Below are 22381 nucleotides of genomic sequence, written 5' to 3'. Positions count from 1 at the left end.
CTCAGTGTCCAACCGCCCATTGTAAAAATGCATCACTCGCTTTTTCATTTTTAAAACTTAAATAACAAGTATTTGCTTCACCTTCGGTGAGTTTAACTTGTGTATGGTAAAGCCGCTCTCTTCTAAAGTAACTAATCAAAACCTCTGTTCCAATCGGCACTCTTGCAATCACTTGATCGAGTTCACTTGAAGCGATTCTGATGTTATCGACAGCAATAATAATATCATCATTGGATAATCCAGCGACGGCAGCACAGGAGTTTTCCGTGACCGAATGAACTTTCGCACCAAGTGCATCAGCCTTGTGGGTGATGCCCAAAAAGGCTACTGATTTTCGGTCTTTGGCTTTGGCCGCAAAACCACCTTTTTCATTATGTAAATACTGGGGAATAACTTGAAACTCAATATCTACCGATTCAAAGTAGGATTTTAAATCGAGATCTTTAGTTGAATAAAGCGCGTCAGCGAAAAAATCGTTTAACGACTGCCCGACCAATTCTTTCGCTAACAGTTGGATTTGCGTTTCACCAACACCTTTACCTGACTTACCATGTTGATTCCATACCAGACGCATTAAATCATCGAGGGACTTTTTTCCTTCCGAAAGTCGGCGTATTTCAAAATCTAGTCCTAAGGCCACCATTGCCCCTTTCGTATAATAACTGACAATCGCGTTAACGGCATTTTCATCTTGCTTATAAAACCGGGTCCAGGTATCAAAACTGGATTCAGTGACGGTTTGTTTTAACCGTCCTCGACTGCGCAATGTTTTAGTGAGTGTTTGTGCCAACATGTCAAGATAAGATGAAGGTTCAATGACTTTTGATCGAGCCAGTAGCAATTCGTCATAATAAGAAGTGACCCCTTCAAAAAACCACAGGAGTTCTGTGTGAACTTCTTGCGACATATCCATTGGAATAAATCGCGCGGGCTTTATCCGCTTAACATTCCAACTATGAAAATACTCATGGCAACAAAGTGACAGAAAAGTGCGATAATTTGCGTCTATGACTTCCGGCGAATCTCCAATGAGTGGTAAATCTTCGAAACTACAGTGCAGGGCCGTGGATGCCATATGCTCTAAACCGCCAAAACCTTTTTTCTGCACAAATGTCATAAACACATAATTTTCAAAAGGTGGCTTTTCATCGCCAAAAAAAGTGATTTCAGTTTCACAAATTTGTTTGATATCTTTCGCAATTCTTTGTAAGTCAACTCGGGCAGGCGCTTCAGTGAAAACCATCTTATGGGGCACACCAAAAACTTCGAATTCCACAGAAGTTAAATCTCCGATTTCAAAGGGATGATCGATTAATTCGTCATAGTTTTCGCTGGTATATTTACCAAATCCCTGTTGATTAATTTGTTTAGCCATCATCGCAGTTGCCACCTGCCAGTTATTTTCAACAGCATGGTCTGAGGCGTTCAGAATGACCGTATGTTTCTCTGCTTCGTACCCTTTAATACCTAAAAACAAACTGGTGCCGTTAAAAAATCCGTGTTGGTTATCTAGATGGGCAGAACGAACCGATAAATCCCAGGCGTAAACCTGGTAATTAATTTCCAGGCATTCCACATCTTCCAGTAACTGCCAGGTTGATTTATCTACTTTTTCCAGTGATACCGGGAAGCCCTTCGTATTCCCTTTAACTGTAATCAGGTTTCGAGCAAAATCTCTGATCATATAGCTGCCCGGAATCCAGTTGGGCAAATAAAATTGCTGTCCCTTATGGAGCGTAAAATTGATATTCAGTTTTACATCAAATAAATGGGCATTAGCGTTTTCGAAACTGACGGTATAGTGAATCATTCAATTACTCTTCTCAATTGCTTTGATAAGTTGGTATTCGATCCAATGTCTAAAAACCTGAATTTGGGATAAGAACTCAGGTTAACTAAGATCTGCCAGATCCTAGTTGGTTTTTAGCTGAAACTGACGATTAAACCACACAAACAAGAGTCCGCCTGTGGTGGTAATACTTAAGGGTAATAATAGCGCATACTTGCCATAACCGGAATGTAGAGACTCTAGCCATTGATAAAAACTAATACCAATCAAAGGCATAATTAGCCCACGAACCCCTGTCAAAGTCACATGAACGGCCATATATTCCATCGGACTGGCATTGCCAACAAAGTCATTATGGCCTAAATTCCATCCTATGACGCCGCCGGAAATAGCGATACCATAACAACAGGCACCAATAAAAAACAACCAGTCTATTCCTGACAACTGGGCGACAACAAAAGCAACAAGCGCCAATACAAACCCCCAGCTATGGATGGAGCGGTAGTGGAAGATGTGGTTACCATCGAGCAATCTTGCCCACCAGCCGACAGCCACCGGAATCAGGGCTAACGGAATGGCCGTTGTGATAAGTATCTGACTACTTTTACTTAGTTCAGTATATTCATTGAGGTACACGATTAGCGGTGCCATAAACATCAAGTTTCCACTGCCCAGAACAAACATCGACAACATATACCTGGCGAAGGGTTTGTTATTTTTCAGCACCGAAAATATCTTGGCGAAAGAGATTTTTTGCGTCGCTGTTTGCTCCATTGAAATCGACTTTTGTTGATGTCTCACTGACAAGAAGCGATATCGATAAGCTCCAGCCAGGGATAGTATGGCAAAGCCGATATATAACCATTGGAACGCCTGGAAATTCCAATCAAGAACCCAGCCGGCGAAAATAGCGGCTATCGACATCAGTAGTGAGGCGAAGGTTGCTAATTTTGCGGTGACTTTGCCACGAATATAACGGGGATAATTGGCACGCCAGATTGGAGAGCGGATCGTCATTATTCCTGACCAGCAGGTCCTCGCAACGATTAACAATACTAATAAAAAACACAACCCAACTGCGCTAAATGAAATGAAACTGATCCCAAAAGTGCATAAGCAACAAATCACGGCCAGGTCAGACACAACTTTGGCTTTGTCTCTTCCGTGGCTAATTTTTACCCAGATAAAACTAACCAGGTTGGAATAAAATGGTGCACCGGTCGCAATCGCAACAGACAAGTTAAGTAACCAGTCAGAAACCAACCCATTAAACCCATTTTTTATGAGGACACCGACAACGCCCCCTTCCAATAACGCCAGGGCAAAAGCTAAGCTGGTCCAGGTAGCCATTTCGGTCCGAATTCGGGCCGCTAAAGTAGGTACAGACATTAATGATTATTCGCTAAGAAGTGAGCAGCCTATACTAGATTAATCTTATTAGAATTCAACCCATATTTGCTTAGGGGCTAGAAATAGTGCTTAGCAGCTATCATCTTGTTGTTTTTTCCAGTAAAACGCAGCCATAGTTCAGACCAGTCTTATTGATAGACAAGTCTGAACAGATTACGAGGTGGTAAATAGACTAATCAGAGTTAAACAACTAACGGCTTATTTTTTGTAATATTCATAAGCCTTGTTAAACGCCGCGAACATCAATTCCATGTGACTTTCACAATAAACGGGATGGGCAGGAAAAACCAATGTGCTCTCACCAAGGAATCTGGCAGTTTTACAATCGAACTGGCTATAATCAATGTGTCTGTGAGCCGGATCATTGAAAGGATAGTTCTTAAGCCCTGCGCCCTGAGTTTTTGTAAATGCCTCTTCATAATATATTTCTGGCCAGGGCACATGAAACGATGGTACCCCTTCGGCTGCAATCGATTCAGCAAATGTTTTTATGTCACAGCTGATTAATTGCATATCTAAAACGAAAGGCGCCCACCAGAAAGAGTTGACTCTGATGTCATCATCAACTGGCGGATGAAGCACTAACGGGTGTTCCCCTAATTGAGCCGAGAGGTATTTTCCATTTTTCTTTCTTTGTGCCAAGTTCCAATCTTCAAACCTGGCCATCTCCTTTATGCCAATGGCAGATTGAACCTCGGTCATTCGGTAGTTGAAACCAAGTCTCGGATGGATATAGGGCAATTTTTGTTCAAGCTCTAGTAATTCAATCCGCTTAGCCACATCAAATCCATGATCTCTAAAGGAGCGACATTTCCAGGCAAGCTCCTCAGATGAAACAAAAATTGCGCCCCCTTCTCCGCCGGTCGTAATATGTTTACTTTGACAAAAACTATAACAACCCGCATCGCCAATTGTGCCTAAATGTTGGTTACCGAACTTCGAACCGAGCGCCTGAGCACAATCTTCTATCACTAACAGATTATGTTTCCTGGCAATCTGCATTATTGCCTCCATATCGGTTGCAACACCAAAAGTATGAACAACTAAAATTGCCTTTGTTCGTTCATTAATATTCTCTAAAACCGATTCGGGATCCAAAGTGTGTGACAGATCAACGTCTGCAAAAACCGGCAAAGCGCCCGCTTGCATAATCGAAAATGCGGTGGCGATAAAAGTATAAGGCTGACAAATCACCTCATCACCCGGGCCAATTCCAAGAGACGAAATTGCCGTATGCAGTGCCGAGGTTCCGTTGGTTGTACTTATAGCATAACCTTCTCCTAAATAGGATTGTAAACTCGATTCAAACTGCTTTCCCTTATCGCCGGTCCAATAGTTTACTTTTCCAGTTTCGATAATTTCAGCAATATCTTCAACGATAGTCTTGTCAAAACTCGGCCATGCCGGAAAAGCTGTTTTGTTAATCGGTGTACCACCATGAATAGCTAATGTATTGTTCATTTTAATCCCTAATTAAATATTTGATGCTAGCCAGCGAGAGACGGCGCAAATGGTTAAAGCTGGATTGGCAATTCCTAATCGAGGAAAAGCACCAGGCCCAATCGCGTAAACCCCAGGCATAGTCGTTAGTTCAAGTTCTTCTGTTAGTGCGCTCGGCCCTTCACTCCCAATAGCGTGACAACAACTTTCATGTTCAAATGAGCCATAAGGAAGTGAAAAGCGCGAATAAACATTGCTTTGCTCAGTTGTATTTAGCGTATCGAGTGAATGGTTGTATTCATCCCATCGAATATCTTTTCCCGAAGATTTGAAAAACTTTCCAGAACTTTCAACTTCGACACTACCGGTAAGTGGTTTTAGTTCTACGCCTAATACTTCAGAAGCGAATGCAACTAATCTCTTCGCGATTTTATTAAAAATGTCGATATCGGATTTCGAGTGATGAGAATCAATTTTTAAACTCGCTTTTCCACCGCTGTAGTGACAGTTAAGTTGACTTAAATCAGAGTGAAGTGGACTCTGTTCCATAACCGCCATAAATTCTAAAATACGATCACCATCCTCCGCGCGCGGTCTTTCCAGCACAAATATATTTGAGCTGAGATCGTGATGCTCGCTATAGCCGGTCCAAATCATTTGGTGCCGAAACTCTCCAACGGGCTTACCACCGTCAACTTTCACAAAAATTCCTAAACAATAATGATCAGTAATCTTTGAGCTAAAACTTTTCTCTATCGAGTTAGCGATAATCGCGTTATTGACAATGGCAGAAGTCGCCAGTACACACTTGGAAAACCCCGACCGATTAACCGTTTTTCCCTGGTTATCCGTTAAGTAAAACCCATCGGTCGACTGACTAATTTTAGCAATGTTTGCTCTCTCAATCGTTATAACACCATCATTTAAAAATGACTCAAGAGAGTAGAGAGGGCTGTAGGCAAAAAACTTACCATCATCGGTCAACTTAGCCGCCTGTGGCGTGTGGGAAAGTTGAGTTCCTTCTTTTTGTTTGCGGGACATTTCAGGATAGCTTTGCGATAGTAAATTAGACACCTGGCGATATAACCCCTTTTCTCCAGTTAGAATTCTTCTCCACGCAACCGGCCAAGAAGAAAGAGCCTCATCTTCAATCGGAATCATAACGCCGTGGTAACAAAGGGAACGGCCGCCCAATCGTTCGCTAATACCGCCGCCGAGCCCCCAGTTTTCATCCGATGTCCAGTGTCTTTTTTTCTCGTCTCCCGCTAACTTTCGAGTATCAAAATTGACATGTTTTTTCCTTAAGCTTGGGCCTGCCTCATAAATGTGGACTCGCTTTCCTTTAATTGCAGCATGGAGCGCAAACTCCAGCCCTGAAAGCCCCCCACCCACAACACACAACTTACTCATATACGCTCCTTTTATTCAAGTAGTCTTCAAGTACAGAAAAATAATTTTGGATTCGCGATTCCAATATTCCTACGAACCTCAAATTGAGTGAAACTGACTGTAATTGATCAAACGTGCTATTTTTGTGATTGTCCGAATTCTATTGCTATTTATTGTCTAATATTTTTTCTGATCGCTTTTATACTTTCCGTTAACGATTTTGTTTTCAGATAGTGGTTCGACTTTCTATTAACTGACTTGCTTTTTTACAAGCTGATATGTTTTTTATGAACTGAACTGTTCTTTATTAGCTGACTCGTTCTCTATTAAATAAATACAATGCTGCCAGGCCAATAACACCTACCGCCGATGAAAACCAGATCGCACCTTTGGTTTCGAAAAAGTAGGTTCCAGAAAAATAAACCAGAGATGAAACTGACGAAGAAATAAAAAATGAAATTGAAAGAAGAGAACTTCCCACGCCCGCGCGTCCTGTCGCTAATGACTGTAAATATCCAATGGGAATACTAATGAGGCAGGAAGCCCCGAGCGCTACTAACGGTACCAACAAATACACATGGATCATATTTTGAGTCATTGATAATAATACGTTGGACAGCGCGAACAGCAACGCACCTACGATGATAACGTTTGACGCTTTTCTACTGGTTGCTTGTTTTGACCAATAAAAAATAAAAAATACTTCAAAAACAGCGATTCCCGCTTCAAATATTCCAATGCTAGAATACTCACCACCAGCCTGCCCTACTATTATCAGCGGAACAGTCGCATCTAAGGTGAAAAGCATGTTAGTCACTAACGATACACTAACCAGCTTCATTAAGTTCTTTTTGGTAAAAACTTTAAGAATAGATTCTGATGCTAAAGAAGACTTTTGCCGAGGGCAGACTAGCTTTTCATTTGAGAATAGTAAAAAAATCAACCCCGCGAATATTCCCGCAAAAAGCCACACTAAAACCAGATCATCTTTAACTAAAGCGATAGAGCCTATCACGCCTAAAGTTAGTACATAGCCAAGTGAATAAGTAGAACGTAAAGCCGCATTTTCGTTGTGTATTTCATGGTTTTCAGATTGCTGTTTCTTCGCTGCGGCATAACCAAATATCAAGGAGTTGAGCACGGAAAATACAGGCAACAGCAAACAGTTTGAAATAAAATAAATGAGCTGATTTGGCCAAATATAAAGCGCAATATTCCCAACTAGCCCACAAACACAGCAAGCGAGTATATATTTAACAAAACTACCTTCTTTATCTGACTTAATGCCAAAGTAGATACTAAAAAAAGTGATCACAATGCCAGATAACAGCATAACGATACCATAATACAACTCTGGTAACCCGATGACTTTGACGCCGAAAATATTTTTGTATGGATTGACTGCCGCACATGCACTCGCAAACAGAAAGATAGCCAGGACCTGCTTATTAAAAAACAGCGCTGTCATTGAGTCCTTATATTCAAACATCCTTATTTTTTTAAACAAAACAAAATCCTCTTAATGTGATACTTTACAATTTCTATGGTTTCGATTTGATTCCAACTTCCGTTGTCGTCATTCCTCAGTGGAAGCAGGCGTGAGAGTTGTATTCAATTTCATTTCAGTCACTCGGCTAAAATGAAAGTTTACCAGTTGCAGCGCTCGAAAAAATTAACGCGGCGGCTAGAAGTGGCTTTAGTCTATCGATCTAAATTTTTTTTAACAAGAACTTTTGTATGAACTTTATATGAATTTGTTCTATCACAAAATTTTCACAATAGCGTTGATAAAATTTTTTAAAAAACGTGAATCCTACAATCTCAAAACAAGATAAATATTCGTTTCGTTTGAATTTGCTTTTCGATTGAAAAATTGATTTAGATTTGATTTTTGTCAGAGAACTTAAAGCGGCAATTAGATGGCTTCGTCAATTAAAAGCCGGCTTTGTCTATTCGATGAAAACCGTTTTTGCCAACAAGTCAGGTGAATTAATTTAAAACTCTGAAAAATTTCAGCGTGAATTCCTCATTCACCTTTAAGAAAATACAACCCTACAGTATTCTGTTAAACTAAGTGCAGCTAAATGCAGGGTTGTATTTTGCTATCGCAACATTATTTTCTGGACTGTTGATATGTCTGCATCAACAACGGAGTCATGTTAGCAGGAAGCACTGAAGATACAACAAAAGGTGTTGCCACCACCACATTGATCCCATTCATAAAACCACCAAAGGCTCTGAATAAAGGTCCACGTGCGGCGTTAACATTTCCCATTGCATCATAACCGAAGAATTGATTTAAATAGTCGTGTGGTCCAGCAAAGGCTTCTACAATTCGATCCCAGATAGATCCCGGTTTATAATCAAAGAATAAAAACTTACCGGTTCCACCTTGCATCCCTCCCAACACGCTTCTCATTTGACCGAAATTACGACTCGTTGGCGCTTTAAAGAAGCGCTTCCAATCCCAGCGCCCTCCCCCTAACTTAAATCCATCTCCCATAAAACCCACGCTAATTCCTGTCGCATTTAACGGGTTGAGTTTTGATTGGGCTATCATAATTTTTCGCATTTTAATCGCGGCAGCTTTTAACATCCCCTGTACAAAAACGGTTTTAAATCCATCGATAAATTTTCCGCCATCCATTTCTGATGAAATCCCCGAAGCGGTTCCTTCAGCTAGCGCTCGACCAAAACTATAAACCTTTTGATAATAACCGGAAATCCCACCAAACAAGGCTCCCGATACGGCGCCTTTGAGCGCTGCTTCAAGAGAGCCCCCCATCACTGCGCCACCGACAAAGCCTGCTACCGCCCCCTGAATTACACCGGCGGCCACTGATGCGGCAGTTCCAGTAAACCCGGCACCGGCAGCCCAGGCCGCCGCTACGCTGGACATGGCGCCATAAGTCACCACAGTCAGAACAATCGCGACAATTGGCCGCCACCATTTTTTTAGAAAACTCTTAACGCCACTTAGAAAATAACCGGAAGGATCCGTGTAGGACAAGGGGTTGTTATTCACATAACTGTAACGATTTAAACTTTGTAAATCTTCAGGAGTTTTCACTTGTGGATCAGCACTGACAAATCGACCAATCTCCGCATCATATAATCGACCATTCATATGAATGAGTTTGACGGTATCCAATTGTTCATGGCCAGTAAATCCACGAGTGATAATTGATGAAACTTTTTCTGAGGGCTTCCAATTACTCTGTCGCCGTTTACCCCAGGCATCAAAACTTAATCTCTCAAGTAACGTGCCAGCTTCATCGGTCACCGATTCAATCGAGCCCAAATGATCCTTATGCAGGTATTTTGTATTCGATTCGATGCCAGATTGTGCATTATTCGACTCGGTGTAAATAGCAATAGTTTCACTACCTTGCTGAATGAAGTGAATGTGCTTAACTTCATTACCTGAAGTCTCTCTTTCGTAGCGGCCCTCAACATAAATCGTCGTTTTCGTTTGAGCGGCCTGAGTGTCAGTCTTTTTAACACGATGATTAAGCGGACCATATTCAAACTCGACCAGCGAGCCATTATTGCTAATTCGACGAGCCTTATTAAACGAGCTAAAAACCACGCTGCCGAAACTTCCGCTACTTAAATCCGACGCGTGGCTAATACGATTACCATTAGCGTCATAACTAAAATATCGATTGCCGGCACGCACCACCGCATGCGGTCTCTGGCTGTCATAGGTATAGTTACCGACATCAGATTTATAAGTAATATTGCCGATATCATCGTAATTGACGACAATCGCAGACTGGCCTGAAACCGTCGCTCGAGTTAACCGATTTAGATTATCATAAATGAAACTTTCAGATACGCCTTGAGTGGCATCAGCCCGATACTCCATATTGCCCAGCGAATCATACCGGTAACTTAGCGATTGAACCGATGAAGAAAGTTTTTTGCCGAATTTCAGCGCACCAGTAGATTGAATAGATTCCAACCAACCGGTATCTGAACGATAGCTTTTGGTGGTGTTAATACCATTACCCAAAGATACCTGTTCTATTTGTCCGCGCGCATTGACGCGTTTCGCTTGCCAGTATGTGTGGCTTTTGTCTTTACTGGTCAACTTAGTTTGATAGCCATCAGCGTTGTAAGCATGACGGACGGCAAACCCGGTTGGATAAGTATAACTATCAACATGTCCTGCACGATTATGAGTTCGCGAGCTGGGAAAAGATTCGTTATCAATTTGGCGAATCACTTCAGACAATCGACCGAAACTATCATAATGATAAGATTCTTTGTTGCCGTTTGGTCCACGAACATAATCCAGCTGACCAACACCAAATGCCGCTGTATCATATTGATAGATTGTCGTCCCTTCAGGCGAAATGACTCGACTAACTCGCCCAAGTTTATCGTAACTACTCCGCACCCATTGTTGTTTTGCATCTTGCTGGGTCAGCATTTCGCCCAACCCGTTATAGGTGTAGTTTGTTGTTCCTGTGTCGCCCTCAGTTATTTGAGTTTTATTACCGCGAATATCATAGCGCATGGTGATCCTGTTATTTTCTGGATCACTCGACTGAATAACATTACCAAAACCATCGTACTGGTACGTTAAAGCTTTGTTGCTATCATCGTATGAGGTAACCAGTCGTCCCCGAGCGTCAACAACGCGTTTTGCCGTTTGGTTTTTAGCATTAGTAATCGTGGTTTCCAACCCTTGATATTGATGCCGCGTGACTCGATTACCTGGGGCGGTTTGGGTGGTAATTCTTTGAAGCGCATCATAATTAAACACAGTGAATATCGCTGAGCTACCAGCAAAGTGCGGTTCCGAAATACGGTACTTCTCACCTTGCCCATTAAACTGCGTATCAACATAAATCGCGTTGCCGTCAAAACCACTAACCTGGTTTCTGATCACTCGGCCTAAACGATCAAAGTAATCAACTTTACTCGCTTTGCCGCTACCATCTTCACGAATGAAATAAACAGCATCGCCTGGACAAGTCAGGTCGCACTTAAAATAACTGGTACGAACCTGCTCTCCGCTGGGCGATGTTTGTAAAACAACCCGGCCGAACGCATCATAGGAATATCGCGTGGTCAACAAGTTAGCGTCGGTTTGTTGACTGAGTTTACCAAGCAAAGGTTCATGAGATAAAGTTTCACTATGCCCTAAAGAATTTTTTCTTCCGGTTTGGAATCGTCCATAACTATCGTAAGTAATTTCCTGGGAACGGCTGACAATTCCATTACCACTAATGGTTACTTTGGTACGATTGCCAAAGTCATCTAAAGTAAACTGATTGATCAGTTTCAAATTGGCGTGATCAGGTTGGACCGTTTCAGTAATCAGTCGACCATAATCATCATAATCGTAAGCCATCGTTCGCGTTTGAGGAGAAGAAAAATTGGATTCAGCAGTGGTTGATTGTCCTTTCATTTGCGACAACAGCCAAGCATTGACATTATTATCAAACGAAGTCTGAACTCGCTCCTTGTTACCATCATTCCAGTCAACCGTGGTATCTATCTGGTGACCAAAGTCGTCATAAATACTAGTTCGAATAACATGCCGGTAAAGACTCGAATCCAATTCATATTGGCGACTTTCACTGCGAGAAATGTAACTAAAATAATGACCGTTTCCACCAAGAGAATTAATATCCAGGGTGTTATCAACTCGCTCAACTAAAATATCATTTCCGACATAGTGGAATGTTTTTACCGGCATATCAGACAGGCGATAATCGTGACTGTACTGATTTTTTATGGTTTTTTGTTCGCCGCTGCGGGTTTCTGTCACTTCGCTAAAACCTAAAAATTGTTTGCGGCTGAAATCGTACTGCCCATCTTTATATTGAAAAGCGTTTTCGAAATTTCCACCAATACCGTTTGGCGTTAAATATCGCGACACAACATAAGTTGATGGCTGAATATTCGCTTTTGGATAAACAGCACCCTGCCCTTTAGCGTAAATAGCGTCGTTGGTTAAAGGCGAGTACTCGATATCAAAATTAAAACCATCGGCATTGGTAATACTTTTAATTAACGGCAATTGGAAATCTTGAGAATAAATAAAATCACGCCGTGTATTTCCCCATCCATTGACCTTGTAAATATCGGTTTTACCGTCGCCGGAAAAGTCTCCATGCTTTAAAGTTGAGACATCGTATCGCGCTCTTCCCAGATCATTACTGACAAAAGTATTCAAACCATCTTTTGTCACAAATTGACCATTTCCAAGTGTCAGATAAATCGTATCAACCTGATAGTTCCCCCAACCGCGTACCCGATAAAGATCGGTTTTTGAGTCAGCGTTAAAATGAAATAATTTGATCCGCGCGATATCAACACCAGCGCCTTGAGTTGAGGAGTTATTGACTGACGTATTAAGCCCGAGTATGCGATGAAATTGTCCATCACCTTTCGACAGGTGAATATAATCACGGGTGCTAAGATTGTCGTTACGCCACCCATCAACATAATAAATATCAAGATTTCCATCACCGTTAAAGTCACCAAATTTAAGACGCGCCAAATCAACATTTGCCTGGGAAACATTGCTCCTTACTTTGGTTGAAATACCATTGACACGGGTAAATGTTGTATTCCCTGTATTCAAATGCAACCAGTCATTGGTGAAATAATTTCCCCATCCGTTCACATAATAAATATCGGCTAAACCGTCACCGTTAAAGTCACCTGGAATTATTCTCGAAAGATCAACACTCGCTCGTTCACGCCCGCTATTAACGATGGTTGAAGGCCCAGTTACTGGATTGGCAAATAGATCTGCACGAGTTTGCCCAGTGTTACCTAACGAATAATAAACGTAATCAGTGAAAGAACCCGGTGACCCCCAACCACCTCTCACATAATACAAGTCAGTGCGCCCATCACCATTAAAATCCCCTAATTTAATTCGTGATAAATCAACCCGAGCTTCACTCACATCATTTGAAATGTAGGTATTGATAGCATTAACCGGCGTACCGAATGTCCCGTCCTCTTGGGCAAAATAAACTTTATCAATCGCGTTGTTTCCCCAACCGTTAATTTGATAAATATCAGTCCGGCCATCGCCGTTGAAATCGCCAAACTTTAAGCGATCAATATCGAGTTGCGCACCACTCACGGTATCTCCGATACGCGTCACCAATCCATCAACTCGGTGATAACTGCCATCACTATTTGATAGATAAACATTATCGGGATCAGGTGAAGGCGCCTGGCTGGTATCCCATCCGATCACTTGATAAATATCTGACTGTCCGTCACCGTTAAAATCAGCAAACTTAATTCGAGATGAGTCCAGAAAAGCGCGTTCCGCCGAACCACCTATTTCCGTTAATAATCCCTGGAATGAATCGTAGCTGCCGTCACCAGGATCTTGCCATGTAAGATTAATCGGCTCATGACATTGCCCGTTGTTGCCGCACTCTGTTATCGATTCGAGATAGGTTCGATCAAGTTGTAATCCATTTTTTTCCAGCGCCGACGTTTCTATATTCATCGCTTCTAGATCATTCGTTTCAACCATATTGCGATTAAAATCTGAGTCATCAAAGTTCGATTCTTTTGTTTGCGTATTAACGTATTGCAATCGATATTCCCTGACAATACTGTTACCGAAATAACTCTGAATTGTTGCTAGTCGTTTACTGATTGTCACCGGCGACCCGGAAACAAATCTAACTCGACGGTCAACTCGACTCTGATAATTAAATGCCACATGTGCAAACGGCAGTGTGCCGGCAACTTCATTACCGGTATAATTGATTCGAGTGGGATAATATTCACCGTCTTTACTATTTTCAAAGTATTCAACCGTTAAATAATTGCCGCTCCTATCAGATAGTTTGCTCATTGCCCAGGAAAAAATATCAGCGCGACCGCTCGCTTCAATTCGCCCGACGTCGCTGTTTGCATTCCCACCATATTCAACAATTTCGCCGCTTTGATACCACACTTTAAAATAAGCTGGACCATTACCCGCAACGCCATAAGAAATAATTCGACTGAAAGTTTCTCGTTCGGTCCGATATTCAGTACCATCTTCTCCATACACGCCACTAATTGCGATTAAGCGCTGACCATCAAGGCAAAATCGGTCATTGCCGTCAAAATCAACCCCATCAACAAAACCATCTTGCGCCTGGGTCGCTGCACATCGAGAGATCCCTGACAAACCAGATAGATTCCAACCAATGCCAAGTAACCCAGAGCTAACCTGGCTGGTATAATTTAAAGATAATAATGGCTGAATTCCTTGTACACCCGGAGAAACAATTAATGGTACTTTATAGTTAGCACTGCCTGTTGCATCAACGCTAAACTCTGCTGGAGTATAACCAAATCGGCTGCCGGAAACCGGTGGTAACGTCGGTAAAACAGCGCTCTTAATGTTCCAGGAAGTTTGTGCACCATTGAGTGTCATGGTGATAGTCTGCATGCCGGTACCCGTTGCTGATCGGCTGCGAATGGCTAGTGTATCGCCGTTGTCAACTTGTGCTGAACTACCGACAACATTGTCATTTTTAATCAATGTACTGTTAGCACCTCCCTGAATGCTGACATTAACGGGACTGTCCAAACCAGCTAACACTATCGTGTTCGAAGTATAAAAAGTATCCGGCACTGCCGCATCTACATCGGTAAAACTAATCAGTAAATCACTGCAAAGAATGTCATAGTTTAATGATGCTGATCGCGGGTTGTTAATACTCCCAACCGCAAAAGTTTCATCGGTATACGCCCCACATAACTCCGGGGAAGTTAATACGCCGCTATTTTCGAAAATACCATTACTGTTAGTTTTGCCAATGACCACACCATCTCTTTCTACTTCGCCGTCTTTCAAACGCCAGCTATAAATATTCTGATTGGCTTGAACGGGATCGGTCGTTATTTTTAACTGTGCGGTATTGCCCAGGCGGTAAGTTGGGAAAAACTCATCAGGGCGCGTCGCAACAGGCGCTTCAGGGACATCACAAGAAATAGTATATGTCAGCGAATTTGAACGCGGGCCGGTACTGGAGCCTACACTAAATTGCTCTCCGCTATAACTACCGCAAATTGACGGATCTTCTAACACCAGCGTATTTTCGAAAATGCCGGCGGCATTTGTTTTTCCAACAAAGTCTCCGTTACGTTCCAACTGACCGTCCTTAAAACGCCACCCAAAGACATCTTCATTGGACTGAATGGGGTTAGTAGTCAGTCGTAATGTCGCTGTTTGACCGATCACATAGTTAGGAAAGTTTGTATCAGTTCTTTCCACATGAGGCGCTTGAGGACAAGTGATACGATAAGACAACGCGGTCGAACGAAGCCCATTTGTGCTACCCACGGCAAATTGTTCGCCGCTGTACTCACCGCAAACGTCAGGATCCTCTAAAACCAGCGTATTAACAAAAATCCCGTTGGCATCGGTATCTCCAAGATATTCAGCATTTCGTTGAACCTGACCGTCTTTTAAACGCCAGGTGTAAACCGGTTCTTCAGGCTGTTTCGGGTTGGTCACCACCCTGAGCTGAGCTGTTTGTCCCAATTGATAGTCGGGGTAGTGGCCATCCGGGCGCGTGGCTACTGGCCTGCCTGGTGGTGGACAGGTTACCGTATAGGAAAGCGAAGATGACCGAGGATTTGAGCGTGAACCTACCGCAAATTTTTCTCCAGAGTACTGTCCACAAACATCCGGATCAGTTAAATAGAGTTCGTTGACAAAAACTCCCTGAGAATTTGTATATCCTAAATGTTCACCATTGCGTTGTAGCTGACCGTCTTTGTATCGCCAGGTATAAACAGGTTCATTAGGTAACGCCGGCGTTGTTGACACAGTAACCCGCGCGAAATCTCCTAAATCATAATTGGGATAGTTATTATCGTTTCTTTGTGCAACCGGCGTTGGGCAGGTCACGGTGTAACTCATCGAAGTGGAACGGTCATTAATGATATTGCCAACCGCAAATTGTTCATTCGTATAACTACCACAGGCGTCAGGATCATCAATGGTGAGGCTGTTGATAAACACGCCGCTAGCATTAGTTCGGCCAATTTCCTCGCCATTTCTCTCAACCGAACCATTTTTCCGACGCCATGAAAAAACCGGTGCATTCGCCATCACTGGGCTGGTTCTGATTTCCAGCTGTGCAACATCGCCGATTTCGTAGTTCGGAAAGTGGCTGTCGTTTCGATCGGCGTCAGGAGCCGGGCAAATAATTTTATAACTTAATGAAGCAGAACGAGGATTACTCACCGCGCCCACCGAAAACTGTTCGCCACTATATTGGCCACATAAGTCGGTAGCCTCCAAAGTGACATCAACTTCAAATACTCCCTGTGAATTAGTCTCCCCTATTTCATCGCCATTTCTCTGTACGACACCATCTTTGACTCGCCAGGCAAAGACCGGCTGTTCAGCTTGCACCGGATTAGTGGTTAGCCTCAAAATTGCTCTATCATTCAGACGATAATTCGGATAATTTCCATCCGGCCGTGTCGCATTCGGTGCATTAACTGACAGGCCAGCCCCGAATTTATTAGCTGCTCGACTATCGGATGCACTCTCATCTTGAGGGCTATTTTTAACAGCGAAACTATTCAAACTAATCAGTAGCGTACACAATATCACGATCAGATTTAGCATCCACTTTCGTATTCTCATTAAGTGATAAAAGATTGATAGGCTCATATTGATTCCTGTGGTCAGATTTGAAGTAAATTTCTATTTTTATTTTTTTCAAGCCGACTTTTTCAATCTGCCGGCTGACGTTCCCTTGTTTCTTTCAAATAAAGAAAAACACTTCCATTGGTAGACTATCAATATAATTGCCACAGCAATATTTAATAAAGTGAATAAAAGTCTATTCAGAAAAAATTAGTTCATGTGAAAAGTTCACTTACGCTTAACAATTAGAAAAATCACTGTTAAGAGGCTGAAACAACTTAGATTTTGCAAGTGTTTAATCGATGAAACTCCAACCATAAACAATTCTCAAAAAGAGATTAACATTAGTTAATATTTCACAAAAAAGTTTCGCTAACCAACCTTCTCCAGCTTGATTTATTAAAAAAAGGTTGAATTTCATTTCAGTAACAAAATCTCCTAAAATATTTTGTTAGATTCAAGTATTATTCATTATTACTAGACAAAATACTGGCTACTAAAACCCAACAAAAAGACGCAAAAAAACTGAACATGGACACTGAAATTATTGATAACTCGGAAATCCTTTACACAAAAAAACAGGCCGTATACAAATCCGGCACTCGTAATTCAAACAGGTTAAATTATCCTGACTTTGAAATCGGCGGTTACTTATTCTGCCCCCGCGATCGAAAAGTAAACCACGATGGAGAAGAAATCATTCTGGCCGGGAAAGTGATGCACACTTTATGTTTGTTAGTAAGCTGCCAGGGCGAAGTGATCAGTCATGACTATCTGATAAAAAAAATCTGGAATGACGATTATATTATTGGAAAAAAAGGTGTTAGCAATGCAATTTGGCAACTGAGAAAAATATTAGGTAAAAATAAAGCTCTCAACAATTGTATTCAAACAGTGCCGAGAAAAGGTTACTTACTCAATGACAACATTGAAATTGGAACAGCCGAAAAATCAATAAACCAAAGACATCGTGTTCCGAATAACACACCAACATCTGCTCATTCGAAAGTCAAAAACTTCAAGCTTTACAATCGAGGGAAAATTAAAAAAAGACTCGCCAATATCAATTTAAGCAAGTTGTGCAAACAACTTTTCACTCATTTATTGATGTGCTGGACTACAGCGATTATGATTTACATTATGCTTAAATTTTTCCCATGAGCAAATAATCAACTGAAACGATAACTTGATACTCACGAATAGTACGTTAAAAATCAAGCCGTCGATTAGGCCAATATACCATTAGTAATAACATTGAAGTTAACGCCAATTATCTATTTTCAACTATAATCAGTATTTAACCTTGTCGATCTTTGCCGTTTTCTGCATGATTAAATACTTGCTATTCGCCTTTACTTTCATTCATTTAGTGTTAGCAAAACCAGCCGATGCTAACAATGCGCTGAGGTTCGAACCCTATTCATTAAGCCAGGGACTGTCACAGGGGACTGTCAACTGCGTGCTTCAAGATCAACAAGGTTTTATCTGGATAGGAACGCAAGACGGTTTAAATCGATTTGACGGCTACACATTTAAAGTTTTTACCCATGATCCCGAAAACAGTCATTCCTTATCATCCAGCTTTGTTGATTCACTTTATGAAGACAAGAATGGCGTTTTATGGGTTGGAACCAGTAATGGCCTCAATCGATTTGAACGCACTACAGAAAGCTTCACGCGTATCAATTTAGCGGGTGAGAGTCGAGAATATATTGGCAGTCAATTCATTAAAGAGTTATCCCCAGCAGTAAACGGAAAGTTATGGGCAGGAACACTGGGCGGTTTATTTTTATTTGATCCAACTAGTCTAACTTCACATCAATTTTCTCATCAGGAAAAAGACGCGAACTCGCTAATCAGTAATCGCGTTTTTACCATGATGCTCGATCAAAAAAAACATCTCTGGGTTGGCACGCAAGGTGGATTGGATATTTTTAATCCAGAAACTAATTCTTTTTCAAGATTCCAATACTTTTTGCAGGGTGAGTCTCATATTATTGACGATATCATTACCATACTACTCCAGGACAAAATAGGAAATATCTGGATTGGCACTTACAATTCAGGATTGTTCCGGTTTAATCCAGAATCGGGCCAAATAAAGAACTTTCGATATGACTCCAATAATCAATATAGTATTGCAAGTGATCGCGTCATCTCCATGTTTCTGGATCAATCTGGAGACCTTTGGGTAGGGACATTTAAAGGCCTTAACTTATTTGACCGCAGTAGCGAAAATTTTTCTCGTTATCAGCATGATCCGGTCAACAAATATAGTTTAAGCGATGATAGAGTTTGGAGTATCGCAGAAGACTTCAGCGGTGGACTATGGTTCGGCACCGGAAATGGCATCAATCGAGTTGATCTGGGGTCGCGTCAATTTGGCCATCAAACCGAAGCAACCAGGCGGAAAAATGGACTCAGTCACAAACGCGTCAGATCACTACATAAATCAAACAATGGTACCTTGTGGATTGGCGTTGACAATGGTCTTAATCGCTATGATCCAATATCAAAGCAATACACATATTTTGTACACAACCCGGATGATAATAATTCGATTAGTTCCGGTCTAGTTATGTCTGTTCTGGTCGATCGAAAGGAACGTACCTGGGTTGGTACGAGTGACGGCGGATTGGATTTATTTATCCCTGAAAACAACCACTTCGAACACATTGACTACAACGAAAATTCACAGCGTAAAACAAACTTAAATCGGGTTTACTCTATTAAGGAAGATCGAAATGGGCAACTATGGGTAGGAACATTGAATGGCTTATTTCAATTTGACCCTGAAAAAAGAACGTTCAAGCAGTTTAAACATGATCCACAAGATCCGGAATCAATTAGTGATAATGAAATTTATTCAACATTGGAAGATAAGTCCGGCAATATTTGGGTTGCAACAAGAAACCATGGATTAAACCGACTCAATCTATCGACAGGCCATTTCGAGAAATTTATTCACGACGCAAACAATCCAAACAGCATAAGTCACAACCGAATATTCGCACTCTATCTAGATGTGAATCAAACCCTTTGGTTAGCAACCTCCAATGGACTGAATAAACATATTCCAGGGACGAATGTTTTTAAACTATATAGCAAGAAATATGGAATACCGAATGAAAAAGTTTACGCGGTAACCGGTGACAGTCGAGGTTTTATCTGGATCAGCACTAACCGCGGGCTGGCGCGATTTGACCCCAGAAATGAAACTTTTAAAAGTTACGATGAAAGTCGTGGAGCGCAATCCAATGAATTCAATAATGGAGCATTTTTTAAATCGAGCGATGGCGAGTTATTCTTCGGCGGCATCAATGGCTTTAACCGATTTCATCCTGAAAACATTGTGGACAACCCTTTTCCCCCAAAACTAATTATCAGCGACTTTTTATTATCAAATCGACTACCAGGTTTAAGCAACGAAAACCCGACTTCACCACTCGACCGAGTCATATCCGAAACCCACAAACTCAATTTGACTTATAAGAACTCCGTTTTCTCATTCGACATTTCTGCCTTACATTTTTCAAGCCCGTTACAAAACCAATATGCCTATCAGCTAAAAGGGTTTGATGAGAACTGGATCAATACCGATGCTGCCCACCGACGAATAACCTACACCAATTTACCATCCGGCTCTTACCTTTTTCAATTTAAAGCCAGTAATGCCGACGGTATCTGGAGTAAGACTCCAAAAATGATTACTATCGAAATTGAACCTGCACCATGGCGAACCTGGTGGGCTTACTTAATTTACGTGACTCTCTTCAGCATCATTTCAGGCAGTTTCATTCGCGTAAAATGGCAGCAATTGATGTTGGAGAGGCAGGCAGCGAAAGCAATTGCAATCAGCCAACAAAGACTCTCAACCGCGCTTTGGGGCAGTCGTAGTGAAATGTGGGAATGGCACATACAAAAAGAAATAGTTGAAAGAGAGAACCTGTTACCTGACATTATCAAGATATCGGGGCCGGCCAAATTTCCAAAGGACTTTATTGCATTAATTCATGAAGATGATCGAACGACATTTGTTAACGCGTTTAATGATCACTTGAATAGAAAAAGCCAATTTCTTGAAACCTCTTACCGAATAAAGTCACATAAAGAAGAGTGGCGCTGGGTTATGGACAGAGGTCAGGTAGTGGAATGGAATGAAAAAAATGAAGCTGTCGTCATGCGAGGTATCTTAGCCGATATTAATGACTTAAAAGTCGCGGAAATCAACCGGGTACTTTCCATTCGAAAATTAATCACCGGGGTCGCCCATGAAATCAATACGCCATTAGGTGTTAGTATTACCGCGATATCGCTGGTGAATAATGAATTAAAAGCTGAGATGAAATCGGAGTCACAAGAAAACCAACAATTAGCCGGCAAACCAGAGCTTAATGAAACTATGGAAGATGCATGTCAGTTGATTGAAGGAAATCTTTTTAGAATATCTCGCCTGATTACAGAGTTTAAGAAGCTCGCAGAATTTTCCGGCGTCAGAAAATACGCCTTTAAACTAATCGAAGTCTTAAACGACTGCGAAGCTCAGTTTCGCTCTTATCAACTCCCTTTACCGCTCCAATATCATATAGAGTGCCGAGACGACATCCTGGTTTTAGGTGAACCGCTGATCTTAAAACAAGTACTGGATATTTTCTTTGATAACAGCATCGAACACGGCTTTCTCAATCGGACTTCAGGAAAAATCACCATTACAGCTAAAATGGCTCAAGGGAAAGTATTACTCACATTTTCCGATAATGGTATTGGAATGAAACAAAAGCATCTCGATCAAGCGTTCGATCCTTTTTTTACCACCAAACGAATTGATCGGCATATTGGACTGGGATTACACACCGCATACTCTTTGATCGTCAATGAACTACAAGGAGACATATCAATCACAACCAACGAGAATGAAGAAGGTGTATCGATTACTATTGAGTTAAAAGCAGTATGAGCTTAATTTTTTCACGCTAACTCTTCGTGTAAATAAAATTAACTATTTTACGCCGAGTTGAGATTACTTTAGCTTTTTACAAAATGTAATGACTTTTTCGGTAGCGAGCTGCAGATTTTTATCGAGTGTTGTCCCCGACTTAACCCTTGGCTTAAAACTATGATCGCCATCGAATAGAAATTCAGTGCTCACTTTTTCAGACAAATCAAATTCGACGACCTCTTCCCTGCTCCCGAAAGTATCTCTTTCTCCCTGTAAAATCAGCGTTGGAGTTTGTATCGTTTGCAGGTGTTCTCCACGATATTTCTCGGGTTTACCTGGCGGATGGAAAGGAAATCCAAAACAAACCACGGCGGCAACCCTATATGCAAATTCAGGCTCACAAACCAGGTGGCTGGCCACTCTTCCCCCCATCGACTTACCACCAATAATTAACTTTTTATTTTCTGATATTTTTTCCACTTCTAACTTAAACGCTTCTAATAATTTTGGCATTCTGTCCGGCGGCCGTCGTTTTCCGTCTTCTAACCGTTTGTTCATATAGGGAAAATTAAACCGTATGACTTCAACTCCATTAACAGTTAACAATTTATCCATCGCCAACATCCAGTCAGAATCTTTATCTGCACCGGCACCATGGGCAAAAAGAAAGGTAAAATGATTCGTGTTTTTATTTGAAGGCATGATCTTTAGAGCTGACTAAAAAGCTTATTTGTGAATTCAGGATGACTGATTGTATCCAATACTC

9 protein-coding genes are annotated in these 22381 nt (G+C 41.5%); 2 read left to right on the top strand and 7 right to left on the bottom strand.

Features of this window, described 5'->3' with window-relative positions; translation table 11 throughout:
- Nucleotide 1: 1 nt before the first annotated feature.
- The 6 genes from FLL46_RS24520 to FLL46_RS24495 form a co-directional block, all read right to left on the bottom strand.
- Nucleotides 2–1810, bottom strand: coding sequence for a M61 family metallopeptidase (locus FLL46_RS24520; RefSeq protein WP_142934693.1), 1809 nt, complete (start codon nucleotides 1808–1810; stop codon nucleotides 2–4).
- Between the two features lie 102 nt (nucleotides 1811–1912).
- Complete coding sequence (locus tag FLL46_RS24515) at nucleotides 1913–3178, bottom strand: MFS transporter (protein ID WP_142934691.1); 1266 nt, start codon at nucleotides 3176–3178, stop codon at nucleotides 1913–1915.
- A 219-nt stretch (nucleotides 3179–3397) separates the two neighbouring features.
- Entirely contained in the window at nucleotides 3398–4660 is a 1263-nt protein-coding gene (locus FLL46_RS24510; RefSeq protein WP_142934689.1) for a DegT/DnrJ/EryC1/StrS family aminotransferase, read from the bottom strand.
- A 12-nt stretch (nucleotides 4661–4672) separates the two neighbouring features.
- Entirely contained in the window at nucleotides 4673–6049 is a 1377-nt protein-coding gene (locus FLL46_RS24505) for an NAD-binding protein (RefSeq protein ID WP_142934687.1), read from the bottom strand.
- Between the two features lie 286 nt (nucleotides 6050–6335).
- Nucleotides 6336–7535, bottom strand: coding sequence for an MFS transporter (locus FLL46_RS24500; RefSeq protein WP_142934685.1), 1200 nt, complete (start codon nucleotides 7533–7535; stop codon nucleotides 6336–6338).
- Between the two features lie 606 nt (nucleotides 7536–8141).
- Entirely contained in the window at nucleotides 8142–16700 is an 8559-nt protein-coding gene (locus FLL46_RS24495) for an RHS repeat-associated core domain-containing protein (RefSeq protein WP_142934684.1), read from the bottom strand.
- A gap of 507 nt (nucleotides 16701–17207) precedes the next feature.
- On the opposite strand from FLL46_RS24495, the gene FLL46_RS24490 reads away from it, so the two are divergent.
- Both FLL46_RS24490 and FLL46_RS24485 read left to right on the top strand, forming a co-directional pair.
- On the top strand, nucleotides 17208–17837 hold the full coding sequence (locus FLL46_RS24490) for a winged helix-turn-helix domain-containing protein (protein WP_142934682.1): 630 nt from the start codon (nucleotides 17208–17210) through the stop codon (nucleotides 17835–17837).
- A gap of 166 nt (nucleotides 17838–18003) precedes the next feature.
- Nucleotides 18004–21633, top strand: coding sequence for a two-component regulator propeller domain-containing protein (locus tag FLL46_RS24485; RefSeq protein WP_142934680.1), 3630 nt, complete (start codon nucleotides 18004–18006; stop codon nucleotides 21631–21633).
- Nucleotides 21634–21696: 63 nt separating this feature from the next.
- Here the strand turns inward: FLL46_RS24485 and FLL46_RS24480 are convergent, their stop codons facing one another.
- The gene (locus FLL46_RS24480) at nucleotides 21697–22317 is read right to left on the bottom strand and encodes an alpha/beta family hydrolase (RefSeq protein WP_142934678.1); all 621 of its coding nucleotides are present in this window, start codon (nucleotides 22315–22317) and stop codon (nucleotides 21697–21699) included.
- Nucleotides 22318–22381: the final 64 nt, after the last annotated feature.

Source organism: Aliikangiella coralliicola (assembly GCF_007004725.1).
Lineage (GTDB): Bacteria > Pseudomonadota > Gammaproteobacteria > Enterobacterales > Kangiellaceae > Aliikangiella > Aliikangiella coralliicola.
The sequence above is the reverse complement of the archived record's forward strand: the minus strand, read 5'-3'. Positions and strand labels throughout refer to the sequence as shown.